General features: G+C 71.8%; 10 protein-coding genes. 8 read left to right on the forward strand and 2 right to left on the reverse strand.

Going from position 1 to position 14,232, the window contains the following annotated elements:
* Positions 1 to 47 precede the first annotated feature (47 nt).
* Positions 48 to 1,589 carry a cellulose binding domain-containing protein gene (locus R2S09_RS10775; RefSeq protein WP_316740591.1) on the reverse strand — a complete coding sequence of 514 codons (1,542 nt, stop codon included), beginning with the start codon at positions 1,587 to 1,589 and terminating at the stop codon, positions 48 to 50.
* A 428-nt stretch (positions 1,590 to 2,017) separates the two neighbouring features.
* Positions 2,018 to 3,373, reverse strand: a complete 1,356-nt coding sequence (locus R2S09_RS10780; RefSeq protein WP_306184232.1) for a radical SAM protein — start codon at positions 3,371 to 3,373, stop codon at positions 2,018 to 2,020.
* A gap of 267 nt (positions 3,374 to 3,640) precedes the next feature.
* Between R2S09_RS10780 and R2S09_RS10785 the strand changes: the two genes are divergently transcribed.
* The 8 genes from R2S09_RS10785 (at position 3,641) to R2S09_RS10820 (ending at position 14,228) form a co-directional block, all read left to right on the forward strand.
* On the forward strand, positions 3,641 to 4,882 hold the full coding sequence (locus R2S09_RS10785) for an FAD-binding protein (RefSeq protein ID WP_306184233.1): 1,242 nt from the start codon (positions 3,641 to 3,643) through the stop codon (positions 4,880 to 4,882).
* Between the two features lie 102 nt (positions 4,883 to 4,984).
* Positions 4,985 to 6,247: an ROK family protein gene (locus R2S09_RS10790; protein WP_306184234.1), complete on the forward strand. Its 1,263-nt coding sequence runs from the start codon at positions 4,985 to 4,987 to the stop codon at positions 6,245 to 6,247.
* A gap of 266 nt (positions 6,248 to 6,513) precedes the next feature.
* On the forward strand, positions 6,514 to 7,779 hold the full coding sequence (locus R2S09_RS10795; protein ID WP_316740593.1) for a sugar ABC transporter substrate-binding protein: 1,266 nt from the start codon (positions 6,514 to 6,516) through the stop codon (positions 7,777 to 7,779).
* 20 nt (positions 7,780 to 7,799) lie between these two features.
* Positions 7,800 to 8,765, forward strand: coding sequence for a sugar ABC transporter permease (locus R2S09_RS10800; protein ID WP_316740594.1), 966 nt, complete (start codon positions 7,800 to 7,802; stop codon positions 8,763 to 8,765).
* Positions 8,762 to 9,637: a carbohydrate ABC transporter permease gene (locus R2S09_RS10805; protein WP_316740595.1), complete on the forward strand. Its 876-nt coding sequence runs from the start codon at positions 8,762 to 8,764 to the stop codon at positions 9,635 to 9,637. The genes R2S09_RS10800 and R2S09_RS10805 overlap by 4 nt, the downstream gene beginning before the upstream one ends.
* A gap of 265 nt (positions 9,638 to 9,902) precedes the next feature.
* Complete coding sequence (locus R2S09_RS10810; protein WP_316740596.1) at positions 9,903 to 12,776, forward strand: glycoside hydrolase family 2 TIM barrel-domain containing protein; 2,874 nt, start codon at positions 9,903 to 9,905, stop codon at positions 12,774 to 12,776.
* Between the two features lie 89 nt (positions 12,777 to 12,865).
* Positions 12,866 to 13,441: a TetR/AcrR family transcriptional regulator gene (locus tag R2S09_RS10815; protein WP_306184240.1), complete on the forward strand. Its 576-nt coding sequence runs from the start codon at positions 12,866 to 12,868 to the stop codon at positions 13,439 to 13,441.
* 4 nt (positions 13,442 to 13,445) lie between these two features.
* Complete coding sequence (locus R2S09_RS10820) at positions 13,446 to 14,228, forward strand: alpha/beta hydrolase (protein WP_316740598.1); 783 nt, start codon at positions 13,446 to 13,448, stop codon at positions 14,226 to 14,228.
* The last annotated feature ends 4 nt before the right edge of the window (positions 14,229 to 14,232 follow it).

Below are 14,232 nucleotides of genomic sequence, written 5' to 3' on the forward strand. Positions count from 1 at the left end.
AAGGCGGTTCCCGCCTCCTCGGTGCGCCCCCGGTCGGGTGTGTGCCGTCACGTCGTGGTGCAGGCGCGTGCGTCGAGCGCGAAGTCGGCGGGTGGGGAGTTGCGGTCGTGCCAGGAGGCGATGAAGCCGAAGGAGAGGGTGCCGCCCGCGGGGACGGTGCGGTCGTAGTCGGCGGCGGTGGCGGTGACACGGGGACCGTCCTGGTGGACGGTGGCGTCCCACATCTGGGTGATGCGCTGGCCGTCGCGGAAGGTCCAGCTCGTCCGCCAGGTGTCGAGGGCCCGGGTGGTGGTGACGGTGACACGGGCCTGGAAGCCGCCGTTCCACTGGTCGGCCAGGTCGTAGTGGACCGTGCAGGTCGGGGCCGCGCTGCTGGACGGGGCGGGCGTGTCGGAGGGACGGGAGCCGTCGCCGGATCCGGTCGCGGTGGTGGACGACGAGGTGCCCTGGGGTTCCGGGTCCGGGTCGGCGCGGCCGGAGCCGGTCGCGGTGCCACTGCCGCTCGGGGAGGGCCGCCGGGACCGGGACGCCGGGGCGGTGGCCGCGGCCGAGCCACGGGCCGAGTGCGGTGAGGGGTCCGCGGAGGGCAGGGTGAATCCGCCGTCCGCGACCGGCCGGCCTTCCCCCTCGCCGCGGGCGGAGTCGCTCGCCGAGCCGCCGAACGGCATCAGTGACACGGTCAGTGCCAGCGCCGACAGCGCGACCGCCGCCGCGAGCAGGCTGCCGCGCACCACCCGGGCCCGGCCCGTGCCGGTCTCCGGCGGATCAGCGCTCTCGGTGCCGGGGGCGTAGCGCGGCGGGCCGAGGCGTACCTCGGCCGCCCGGCGGCGGCGCTCCAGGTAGGCGAGGCCGCCCCAGCCGATCACGCCGCCGGCGAGCGCGGCGGGCAGTCCGCCGCCGTGCGGCCGGAGGCAGGCGGCGGCCTCCGCGCACCGCACGCACGTGGCGAGGTGCCGGGACAGGTCCTCGGGCGCCTCGCCGGCGGACGCGGAGCGGCTGACGGCGTCCAGCAGCCGGGCGTAGCGGCGGCACTCCGCGTCCATCGGGGTGTCGAGGTGGTTGCGCCGGCAGCGGTCCCGGAACAGGGCCCGGACCTGGTCCAGTTCCTCGGAGACGGTCGCCGGGTCGAGCCCGAGCCGGCGGGCCACCACGACCAGCGGCAGCGCCTCCACCTCGGCCAGCCACAGCAGCGCGGCGTCCGCCTCCTGGAGGTCCCGCAGTCCGCGCAGCGCCAGCGGGCGGAGCGGCGGCGGGCCCGGATAGCGGGCGGCCCGGTCGGAGTTGAGCCACAGCCGCAGATCCGGGTCGAGCCGGTCACCGAGTCCGCCGGCCTCCCAGGCCGCGGCCGTGGTGCGTACCGCGGTCAGCATCAGCGGGATCGCGGGCAGCCGGGGCGTACGGCGGCCGCGGGACGCCCCGGCGTCGGCGGCGCGCACCTCGCGCAGGCCGAGCGCGAACGCCTCCGTGGCCAGTTCGTGCGCCGCGGCGGCGCCGGCCGTGCACAGGTCGGCGTAGGAGAGCACCGCGTCCCAGCACTCGGCCCACAGCGCTGCCTCGGTGGCGTCCTTGGGGCTCGGCTGCTCGGGCATGGCTCTCCTGCGTCCACGGGCGAGGTCGACTGACCTAGGGCCTTTCGTTTGGATCATGCCGGGCTCGCGGGGTCTGGCACCGCGCCTCGCCGCGTTGTCGTCGGTTGCCATGGCTCCGCCATGACGCCCTCCTCCGCCTTGCGATCCACGGCACCAGACCCCGCTCCCTAACCCGGCCTGATCCAAACGAAAGGCCCTGGTTCACAGCGGAGTTGGGGTGCGGCCCCCCGGCAGGGCCCGAGCTTCGCACGTCCCGGACACGGCTGACAAGCCGCGTATTCCGATGCCGTGGCACGCGCCGCCGCCCCCGGCTCCGCTCCGTCATGTCCGTGATACGGATCGGCGCCGCATCCGACTCACGGTGCCCGGAAACCCGCACCGGCGCCCGTCCGCCGCCGTCCCCTTCCCGCGTGCCGTCCCTCGCCCTCCTACGCGCCTTCCGGCGCCGTCTCCTTCTCGCGCGCCGTGTCGTCCGCCGCGTCGTCCGCGGGCAGGCTGTCCATGAAGGAGCTGACCGAGAAGACGGCGCGGCCGGGTCCGGGCGGGCCGTAGCCGGGGGGCGAGGAGAGACCGAAGTCGTCCATGGTGGCGCGGTAGGCCTCCAGCAGCCGGATGTGGTACTCCAGCGGCGCGCCCTGCGGATTGGCCTTGCCGAGCGGGGTGGTGGGCTCCGGGCACCAGGTGGTGAAGCGGGGCGTGATGCCATGCGACATGAAGAAGCGCAGGCCCTCGGTGGTGGAGGCGATGGCCTCGTCGACGGTGGTGAAGCCGAACGGCTCGGCCATCTCCACGCCCGCGACGAAGTTGGGGATCACGTTGCGCGCGCCGAAGACGTCCGCGGAGTCCAGGATGCGGCGGTGCCACTCGTCACGGCCGACGTAGCGCTCCTTGCCGGGGCAGTACAGCTCGAACAGGCGCCGGTCCCACACCTCGAAGTTGGGGTGGTAGATCTGCACGCCGTAGTCCTTGAACCGCTGCACGTCGTCCTTGGGCAGCGCCTGGGCGACGACCTTGCCGATCCAGCGGCCGGGGAAGCGCTCCTCGATGGCCTTGGCGTAGTGGCCGTAGAAGTCGGCCTCGTCGCGGCCCGCCACCTTGGACGTGATCGCGCCGCCGGTCAGCGTGTACGCGGTGGACGCCTTCTGGGTGTCGTACCGGTCGATGATCTCCAGGGCTTCGAGGACCTCCTCGACGTCCTTCACGCCCGTGTAGGGCCGGCCGGCGGCCTTGTGCTGGCGCCAGTTGTGGTTGATGTCGCAGTACTGGCACTCCTCCTTGGCGCCGAAGTACTGGCAGACCCGGAAGACCGTCAGGTAGATCAGGTAGCCCCACTGGATGGTGGGGGCCACCTCCATGACGGACTTCCCGCTTGAGAGGGTGTGCCGGTAGTACTCCGGCATGGGCGGCACCCCGACGTCGGCGATGCGCCGGCCGTCGAGGTAGAGCCCGAGCAGGCCCTCGTCGTCGGCGGCCACGCGGTAGGGCGAGGCGGGATTCACCCGGACGGAGACGACGGTGCGCCGCAGGTCGTACGGCCCGCCGGTGAGGATGATCTCCTCCGGCGGGCGCCTGAGCGCAGCCTCGCCCAGCTCGGGCAGGGTGCCGTGGTCGAAGGAGAAGATGAAGTACGACTTCGGCTTGACCTCGCCGCTCTCGTTGTCGCTCAGCGCGGAGGGGTCGAAGGCCACCCCGCCCCGCAGCAGGTCCTCCTTGAAGACGGCCTCCCGCGGCACATGCGGAAAGCGCTCCATCAGATCCTCGACCAGCGCGGTACGGCTGCCCATCCCGTCTCTCCTCCTGGCTCGGTGCGTACGACTCCTCACGGTATGCCCCCGGCCGCGGGGCGGCCGTGCCGGGTCCCCTCCATGCCTGCCGGCGGGCCGGTTCCCCGGGGCGGGACGGGGACGGGGACGGGGAGGGCGGGCGAGGAATTAGTATGTTGGCTTGACAAAATAAGACGACATCACCGACCGTCGGATAGGTTCCCTCGGCATGCGGGCGCACGACGGGAGTCCGAGACAGGCCTGGACGCCCCGGGGAGGGACGACGACATGAGCGGGACCGTGACCAACTGGGCGGGCAACATCGTCTACACCGCCGGGGAGGTGCACCGGCCGGACTCGGTCGAGGCGCTGCGGGCGGTGGTCGGGAAGAGCGCGGCGGTGCGCGCCCTGGGCAGCGGGCACTCCTTCAACGAGATCGCCGATCCGGGCGCCGGCGGCGTACTGCTCCGCCTGGACGCGCTGCCGGCCGAGGTGGACGTCGACACGGCGGCCCGCACGGTCCGGGTCGGCGGCGGGGTCCGGTACGCGGAGCTGGCCCGCCGGGTGCACGCGCACGGGCTGGCGCTGCCCAACATGGCGTCCCTGCCGCACATCTCGGTGGCCGGCTCGGTGGCGACCGGCACCCACGGCTCGGGGGTGGCCAACGGCCCGCTGGCGGCGGCGGTGCGCGAGGTCGAGCTGGTCACGGCGGACGGCTCCACGGTACGGATCGGGAAGGGCGACGCACGGTTCGGCGGCGCGGTGACCTCGCTCGGCGCGCTCGGTGTGGTCACCGCGCTCACCCTGGACCTGGAGCCCGCCTACCTGGTGGAGCAGCACCTGTTCACCGAACTCCCGCTGGAGGGACTGGACTTCGAGACGGTGGCGGGCGCCGCGTACAGCGTGAGCCTGTTCACCGACTGGCGGGACCCGGGCTTCAGGCAGGTGTGGCTCAAGCGGCGCACCGACCAGGTGCTGCCCGACTTCCCCTGGGCGGTGCCCGCCAAGGTCGCGCTCCACCCGGTGCCCGGGATGCCGGCGGAGAACTGCACGGAGCAGTTCGGCGTGCCGGGGCCCTGGCACGAGCGACTGCCGCACTTCCGGGCGGAGTTCACCCCGAGCAGCGGCGCCGAGCTCCAGTCGGAGTACCTGCTGCCCCGAGGGTGCGCCCTGGACGCGCTGCACGCCGTCCACCGGATCCGGGAGACGGTCGCCCCCGTCCTGCAGACCTGCGAGGTGCGCACGGTCGCCGCCGACGAGCAGTGGCTGAGCCCGAGCCACGGCCGGGACACGGTGGCGCTGCACTTCACCTGGATCGAGGACACGGCGGCGGTGCTCCCGGCGGTGCGGCGGCTGGAAGAGGCCCTGGAGCCCTTCGACCCCCGGCCCCACTGGGGAAAGGTGTTCGCCGTGCCGGCCGCCGAGCTGCGCGCGCGGTATCCGCGTCTGGACGGCTTCCGGGCGCTGGTGCGCGAGCTGGACCCGGCGGGGAAGTTCACCAACGCCTTCGTGCGGGACCTGCTCGGCTGACGACGACCTCGCACGGCGCCTGCGACTTTCTACAGCCCCTTTCCTAAGCCCTTGTCGAACGACCGCCGCAGGCCATAGCCTTGCGGCGGTCTCGGCGAGGAGATGGGGGCAGACGCAGTGAAGCGCACGTCACGGGACATTCGTACCGCGAACCGCTACGAGGTGCTGCGCCAGATCATCGCCCGGTCGCCCACGTCCCGCCAGGAGCTCGCGGCCGCCACCGGGCTCAGCCTCGCCACGGTCGCCACGCTCGTCGGCGAGCTGCTCGACCTGCGCATGATCACCGAGGTGGGGTTCGAGGACTCGGCGGGCGGCCGGCCGCGCGGCCTGGTGGCCGTCGATTCCGCGGGCGGCGCGCTGATCGGCGTGGACATCGCGGAGACGTATGTCAGGGTCGAGCTGTTCGACCTGGCGCTGAACGTCCTGGCCCGCGCCGACGAGGACATGCGGCCCGGCGAGAGCCGCCCGGAGCAGGTGGTCGGCCATGTAGCCGCCGCCGTCGGCTCGGTGGTGGCGCAGGCCGGCGTGGAGGGCGCCCGGGTGCTGGGCGTGGGCGTGAGCGTGCCGGGCCAGGTGGACCGCGACACCGGCATCGCCGAGTACGCGCCCAACTGGGACTGGCACGCCGTACCGCTCCTCGACCTGCTCGCCGAGCACATCGCCTACCCGCTCTACCTGGACAACCCGCTGCGCGCCTGCGCGGTCGCCGAGCTGTGGTTCGGGGCCGCGCGCGGGCGGGGGGACGCGGTGGTGGTCAACCTCGGCACCGGTGTGGGCGCCGGGCTGGCGCTGGGCGGCGGACTGCACCGGGGCGTCAGCAACAGCGCCGGCGAGTGGGGCCACACCACGCTCGTGCTCGACGGCCGGCTGTGCCACTGCGGCAACCACGGCTGTGTGGAGACGTACGTCGGCGCCCCCGGCATCATGCTGAACCTGCGCGAGCTGAGCCCGCAGAGCCCCCTGCTGCACCCCGGGGACCAGACGGCCACCATCGACGCGCTGGCCCGGGGCGTCGCCGCCGACGACCCGGTGGCCGTCAAGGTCGTCCGCGACACCGCCCGTTACCTCGGCGCGGCCATCGCCGACCTGGTGAACCTCCTCAACCCCGAGGTGGTGGTGCTCAGCAGCTGGGTCGCGGCCACGCTGGGCGAGCCGCTGCTGCGCGAGGTGCGCGAGACCGTCGCCCAGCACGCGCTGAAGCGGCCGTACGCCGCCACCGAGATCGTCCTCTCCGCGATCCCCACCGACCCCGTGTGCCTGGGCGCGGCCACGTTCGCGCTCGAGGGCGCGTTGCAGTCGGTCGGCCAGAGGAACCACAAGCGCACCGCCGCCCCCGCCAGGAGCCGTACCGCTCCGCCTTCCTGACGGGTACGGCCGGGCAGCCGCACCCCTTCCCCCGCGGCCGGGCAGCAGCCCCTCCCCCGCGGCCGGACAGCCATCCCTCCCCCATGACCGAGGGCCGCCGGACACCCTGACCCGGCGGCCCTCAACCGGCGTGCGCCGTGGGCGTGTTCGGTATCACGAACCGTCCGCAACGCTTCGAACAGACTTCGTCCAACCCCTTGCCGAAGCCTTAGCCGAAGATTAACGTCCCGCCACACCCCAGCCGCAATCGAGACAAGGACGTCAGTATGCCGCGACTGAGCAGCAGCAATTGGGACCGCCGATCGATCCTCCGGGCCGCCGCGGGCCTGGCCGCCGCCGGCACGCTCGCCGCCTGCGGCAGCAACAACGGCCGGGGCTCAGGGAGCGGGTCGGGCAAGAACCTCGCCCAGATGTTCCACGCCTACGGCGAGGCGGGGACCGAGCAGGCGATCAAGCGGTACGCCGCCGCGTACAAGGGCGCCCATGTGACCACGCAGTGGATCACCGGGTCGAACTTCGAGAGCAAGCTCTTCGCGAGCCTGCTCACGAAGAGCGCGCCGGACGTGTTCGAGTTCCACCCGCAGTACCAGCTCATCAAGAGCGGCCAGGTGGCCGACCTGACCGACCTCGTCGAGCCGGTCAAGGACGACTTCAACCAGGCGGACATCGCCTCGCACACCGTGGACGGCAAGATCTACGGCATCCGCATGCTCGACGACCCGCAGTTCTTCTTCTACCGGAAGTCGCTGCTCGAGAAGGCGGACATCGAGCCGCCCACGACCCTGGACGAGCTGATCGAGGCCGCCGCCAAGCTCACCACCGACAAGGTCAAGGGCGTCTTCCTCGGCAACGACCTGCACGCCGTCATCCAGCCGCTGTTCTACTCGGCCGGCGCCGACACCCTCACCGACGACAACAAGATCGCCTACCACACGGACGGCGTCGTCGAGGGCCTGAAGAAGCTGCGCAAGCTCTTCACCAGCGGCGACCTGCTGCTGGACGCCCCGGCCGACTACTGGGACCCCTCCGCGCTCAACCAGGGCCTGTGCGCCATCCAGTTCTGCGGCATGTGGGCCATGCCGCAGTTCCAGCAGACCCTCGGCGACGACCTCGGCGTCATGCCGTTCCCGAAGGTCGGCGCCGCCGGCAAGCCCTCCGTCTACAACGGCGGCTGGTCGGTCTTCGTCAACGCCAAAAGCGGGAACGTCGACGCGGCCAAGGAGTACGTGAAGTGGCTGTGGATCGACCAGAAGAAGTACCAGGAGGACTGGGCTCTGTCCTACGGCTTCCACATCCCGCCGCGCACCTCCATCGCCCGGTCCGCGACCAAGCTGAAGTCGGGCCTGCCGGCAGAGGGCGTGAAACTGTTCGACGAGTACGGCCACTTCGACAGGATCGGCTGGACCCAAGCCATGATCACCGCGACGGAGGACGTCTTCGCCGACTGCGTCCGCAAGAACGGTGACCCGGAGGCCGCCCTCGACAAGTGCGACAAGACGGTGAACGCCGAACTGAAGAAGCTCTTCGGATAGGCCGGCGGACGGATCACGACATGTCGACGACCACGACGCGTGGCCTGGCGGGCCCCGCCCCGGCCGAGGCCTCCCCGGCCAGGCCGCGGCGGTGGCTGCGGGGCAGCCGCACCTTCAACTTCTGGCTCTTCACCAGCCCGTTCCTCATCGGGCTGATCGTCTTCGTCTACGTTCCCATCGGCTGGAGCATCTACCTCAGCTTCTTCGAGGCCCGGTTCACGGTCGCGCCCAGCGACTTCGTCGGCCTGGGCAACTACCGGGAGATCCTGACGGACAGCAACTTCACCGGCTCCCTCGTCACCTTCACCGTCTTCGCCCTGTTCATCGTGCCCACGACATGGGCGCTCTCACTGGGCCTGGCGCTGATGGTGAACCGGCTGAGGTTCATGCGGGCCTTCTTCCGGTCGGTGTTCTTCCTGCCGACGGCGTGCAGTTACGTCGCCGCCTCGCTGATCTGGAAGATGTCGATCTTCAACGGGGTGCGCTTCGGTCTGGCGAACACCGTCCTCGCCCTGTTCGGTGTGGACAACACCGCATGGCTCGCCAATCCCAGCCCACCGTGGTACTGGCTGGTCATCGTCACCGCCCGCCTGTGGCTGCAGTCCGGCTTCTACATGATCCTCTTCCTGGCCGCGTTGCAGAACATCCCGCGGGAGCTGTACGAGGCCGCCGCCATCGACGGCGCCAGGCGCGGCTGGCAGACCTTCCGGTACATCACACTGCCGCAGCTGCGTGCCACCTCGACGGCCGTGATCCTGCTGCTGATCGTGGCCGCCTACCAGGCCTTCGACGAGTTCTTCAATCTGCTGTCCAGGACGACCTGGGGACGTCCGCCCCTCGTCGAGCTCTACTACACCGCCCTCGGACAGGACCAGAACTACGGCAAGGGCAGCGCCGGCGCGGTGATCCTCACGCTCCTGATCTGCGCCGTCACCCTGTTCCAGGGCAGGATCATGGGCTTCGGAAGGGGTGAGGAGTCCAAGTGACCACGACCGCACCCGAGGCCGGGAAGCCACGCCGCACGAGGCGCGGTGGCTCGATGATGAGCTCCTCCGGCCTCTACCTCGCCACCGGCATCGCCGCCGTCCTGTTCCTGGTCCCCTTCTACATCCTGATCCGCAACGCCTTCTCCACCGATCCCGAGATCACCGGCGAGAACTGGAAGTTCTTCCCCACCCACATCCAGTGGGGCAACATCACCGAGCCGTTCCGGGACGTGACGGTCGACTTCGGCCAGTCGATGCTGAACTCGCTGATCGTGGCCGTGCTGCACACGGCCGGCACACTGTTCGTCTGCTCGCTGGCCGGCTACGGCCTGGCCCGCATCCCGTACCGGCACGCCAACAAGGTCTTCTACGGCGTCCTGTTCACCCTGATGGTCCCGACCGCCGTCACCTTCGTTCCCAGCTTCGTGCTGGTGTCGTCCCTCGGCTGGGTGGACAGCTACCGGGGTCTGATCATCCCGGGCCTGTTCACCGGATTCACCTGCTTTCTGTTCCGGCAGTACTTCCTGGGGTTCCCGAAGGAGCTCGAGGAGGCGGCACGGGTGGACGGGCTCGGCTACTGGGGTGCCTACTGGCGCGTCGTCGTCCCGAACTCGCTGAACTTCTTCGCCGCCATCGCCACCATCACCTTCATCAACGGCTGGAACTCGTTCCTGTGGCCACTGGTCATCGGCCAGGACCCCAGCGCCTGGACCGTCCAGGTCGCACTGTCCTCGTACATGACCAATCAGACGGTCAACTACCACCTGATCTTCATGGCCACCGCCATTTCCATCCTGCCCCTGCTGTTCGTCTTCCTCTTCCTCCAGCGCCGGCTGGTGCAGGGGATCGCGCAGACCGGTATCAAGGGCTGAGCCAGGGCCTGTCCGGCGGATCATGGCGCAGACGCGGGGGCCGGCACGCCCTCCCCCACTGCCTCAACGGCGTGGGGGGACCCCCAGCGGCGTTGTCGTCCCTCGCCGACTCCCCCACGCTCGAACGAGCTCGCGCGGGGGCACCCCCATCGCGTCGACTCCCTTCTCCGCCTTGCGGCTGCACGCACCAGCCCCCGCTCAGCTGAGTTGATCAGCGTCGCTGCTTACCTGCACCTTGATCCGCCGGACAGACCCTAGGAGTCCGATGTCTTTCCGCAGTCGTCGCACCGTCACCGATCACGTCGAGGACGTCTCACCGGGCTCCGGGGTGCTGCCGCCCCGCGCCCGCTACGCGTCCTCGGACGCCATGTCACTGTCACTGAACGGAAGTTGGCGGTTCCGGCTGTCGCGCACGGCCGACGCCGAGGACGACTCCTTCGCCGAGCCCGGGTACGACGCCGGGGACTGGACGGAGGTCACGGTCCCCGGCCACTGGGTCCTCCAGGGGCACGGCTCGCCCATCTACACCAACCACCTCTACCCCTTCCCCGTCGACCCGCCCCGCGTCCCCACCGAGAACCCGACCGGCGACCACCTGCGCGTCTTCGACCTGCCCGCCGACTGGCCCGCGGACGGGGGCGCGGCGCTGCGCTTCGACGGTGTCGAGTCCTGCGCCCGTGTCTGGCTCAACGGCACGGACCTCGGCGAGTTCAAGGGTTCCCGGCTGCCGCACGAGTTCCCGGTCGGGCATCTGCTGAGGCCGGCCGGCAACGTGCTCGCGGTGCGCGTCCACCAGTGGTCGGCGGGCTCCTACCTGGAGGACCAGGACCAGTGGTGGCTGCCGGGCATCTTCCGGGACGTCAGCCTGCTGCACCGCCCGGCGGCCTGCGTCCAGGACTTCTTCGTGCACGCCTCCTACGACCACACGACGGGCGAGGGCACGCTGAGGGTCGACTCGGAGGTGGCCGGCCGGGTGACCGTGCCGGCCCTGGACATCGATGTCGCCACGGGCGAGCCGGCGACCGTGCCCGTCCGGCCGTGGACCGCGGAGACGCCGGTGCTCTACGACGGCGTACTGGCCACCGAGGGCGAGCGGGTGCCGCTGCGGATCGGCTTCCGCACGGTGGAGCTGTCGGACGGCCTGATCAAGGTCAACGGCCGCCCGGTGCTCTTCAAGGGCGTCAACCGGCACGAGTGGCACCCGGAGAAGGGCCGCGCGCTGGACCTCGAGACCATGCGCGAGGACGTGCTGCTGATGAAGCGGCACAACATCAACGCCGTCCGCACCTCCCACTACCCGCCGCACCCCGCCTTCCTGGACCTGTGCGACGAGTACGGCCTGTGGGTGATCGACGAGTGCGACCTGGAGACCCACGGCTTCGTCGAACAGGCCTGGCGGGACAACCCGGTGGACGACGACCGCTGGACCCCGGCGCTGCTCGACCGTGCCGCCCGCATGGTCGAACGCGACAAGAACCACCCCTCGGTGATCATGTGGTCCCTGGGCAACGAGGCCGGCACCGGCCGCGGCCTGACCGCCATGGCCGAGTGGATCCACGGCCGCGACCCCTCCCGGCCGCTGCACTACGAGGGCGACCGCGACTGCCGGAACACGGACGTGTACTCGCGGATGTACGCCTTCCACGAGGAGGTCGAGCGGATCGGCAAGGGCCTGGACGGCGGCACGCACCGGCGCCGCGAACTCCCCTTCGTCCTCTGCGAGTACGGCCACGCCATGGGCAACGGTCCCGGCGGGCTCGCCGACTACCAGCGGCTGTTCGAGCGGTACGAGCGCCTCCAGGGCGGCTTCGTCTGGGAGTGGATCGACCACGGCATCAAGGACGACCGCTACGGCTACGCCTACGGCGGCGACTTCGGCGAGGAGCTGCACGACGGCAACTTCGTCTGCGACGGCCTGCTGTTCCCCGACCGCAGCCCCTCCCCCGGCCTCATCGAGTACAAGAAGGTGATCGAGCCGGTCCGGATCGAGGGCGGCGGCGAGGGCTCCGACTCCACCGTGCGCGTGACCAACCTCCAGGACTTCGCCGATCTGTCGGCGCTCGCCTTCGAGTGGTCGTACCAGGTGGAGGGCGAGACCGTGGAGGCCGGCGCCCTGTCCGTGCCGGCACTCGCGCCGGGCGAGTCGGCCGACGTGAAGCTGCCCGAGCCACCCGAGGGTCCGGGCGGCGAGACGCACTGGACGGTCCGGGCGCTGCTGGCGTCGGACACCGCGTGGGCGCCGAAGGGGCACGTGGTGGCGTGGGGGCAGGCGGTCGTGGCTCCGCGGACTCCGCCGTCGGTGCCGGCGACCGAGCGCCCGGTGCCGGGGCCCGCCGGGGGGCTGATCACCCTCGGTCCGGCCGCCTTCGACGCGCGCACGGGAGCGTTGCGGCGCGTCGGCGAGGTGGAGGTCACCGGGCTGCGGCTGGACGTGTGGCGGGCCCCCACCGACAACGACGACGGCGCCGAGTGGCAGACCGACACCCGCTACGGCCTGCTGTGGCGGCGGCTCGGCCTGCACCGTATGCGGCACCGCCTGGATGCCGTGGAGGCGGGCGACGACGTGCTGACGGTACGCACCCGGGTGGCGCCCGCCGCCCGGGAGCTGGGCCTGGCGACGGTGTACCGCTGGACGTCGGACGGCGAGAGGCTGCGGCTGACCGTCTCGGTGACGCCCGAGGGCGACTGGACCGTGCCGCTGCCCCGGCTCGGCATCCGGTTCGGGCTGTCCGCCGCCGACGCGGTGCGGTGGTACGGCGGCGGTCCCGGCGAGGCGTATCCGGACACCCGGTCCGCGTCGCTGGTCGCCCGCTGGGACTCCACGGTCGGCGATCTGCAGACGCCGTACGTCCGCCCGCAGGAGAACGGTGCCCGCGCGGACGTCCGCTGGGCCCGGCTCGGCGGCCTGCGGATCGAGGGCGACCCCGAGTTCTGGCTGACGGCCCGCCGCTGGACCAGCGAACACCTGGACGCCGCCCGCCACCTCACCGATCTCACCCCCCTCGACACGGTGTGGGTCAACCTCGACCACGCCCAGCACGGAATCGGCTCCCAGTCCTGCGGCCCGGGCCCGCTGCCGCGGTACTTCCTGCGGGCCGAGCCCACGGAGTTCTCGTTCGTCTTCTCCGCGACGGGCTGACGGTTCCCGGTCCGCCCTCGAGGCGTCGCCTCCTGCCCTGCGGATGCACTAGGCTGCAACCTAGAGGCTCTAGGCAGGAGGAGGCGCCCGTGGGTCGAGCCGGTGTCAGTGTCGAGCGGCTGGTCGCGGCCGCCGCCGAGATGGCCGACGAGGTGGGCTTCGAGAACGTCACCCTGTCCGCGCTGGCGCGCGGTTTCGGGGTGAAGGACGCGAGCCTGTACTCGCACGTCAGGAACCTGAAGGAACTGCGCACCCGGCTCGCCCTGTTCGCCGGCGGGGAGATGATCGACCGGATCGCCGCCGCCGTGGCGGGCCGGGCCGGGAAGGACGCGCTGGCCGCCTTCGCCGGTGCCTACCGGGAGTACGCCCACCGCCACCCCGGCCGGTACGCGGCCACCCAGATCCGGATCGACCAGGCCCTCGCCGCCGGCTCCCCCGCCATGCGCCGCACCGCCGACATCACCTACGGCATGCTGCGCGCCTACGGCCTGGACGAACCCGACCTCACCGACGCCGTCCGCCTGCTGCGCAGCACCTTCCACGGCTACTGCGCCCTGGAGGCCACCGGCGGCTTCGGTGCGCCCCGGGACGTGGACGCCTCGTGGGACAAGGCCGTCGACGCCCTGCACACGGCGCTCACCCACTGGCCGCGAGAGGAACGCTGACGACATGAGCGACCCGTACTACGACGTGTGCGGCACGGGGCCCGTGCTGCTCGTCTTCCCCGGCGGGGCCGGGCACCCCATGGGGCTGGAGCCGATGACGCGGCGCCTGGCCCGCCGGTTCACCGTCGTCACGTACGACCCGCTCGGCCTGGCCCACGGCCGGCTCGGGCTGCCCGTCGCCGATCAGCGGGCCGAGGAGTGGAGCGACGGGGCGAGCCGGGTGCTCGCCGCGGTGCTCCCCGAGGGCGAGTCGGCGTACGTCCTCGGCACCAGCTCCGGCAGCGTCGCCGCCCTGGATCTGCTGGCCCGGCATCCCGGGCGGCTGCGGCACGTCGTCGCCCACGAGCCTGCGTGCGTGGCGGTGCTGCCGGACGGGGCGCGGCAGCGGGAGCGCTTCCGGGAGGTGTACGACGCCTATCGCGCGGCGGGGCCGCAGGCCGCCGGAGCGCGGATGGCCGCCGTGCTGACGGAACGGACCGTGGAGGACGGCGCCCCCGAGGGCCGACCCCTGACCCGTGAGGAGGAGCTGTCCTCGCCGATGGCCCTCTTCCTGGCCCATGTACTGCGCCAGTTCACCTCGTACGTGCCGCCCGCGGCCCCTCCGGCCGTCCCCCTCACCCTCGCCGCCGGCGTCGGCTCCCGCGGGCAGCTCCTGCACCGGACGGCCGTCTTCCTCGCCGAGCGGTGCGGCGCCGGCTTCGCCGAGTTCCCGGGCGGGCACATCGGGGCCGTCGAGCAGCCCGAAGCGTTCGCCGACCGGCTCGCCGACGTCCTCACCTCCCGGTGACAGC

The sequence above is a fragment of the Streptomyces sp. MK7 genome (assembly GCF_032658145.1).
Lineage (GTDB): Bacteria > Actinomycetota > Actinomycetes > Streptomycetales > Streptomycetaceae > Streptomyces > Streptomyces spiralis.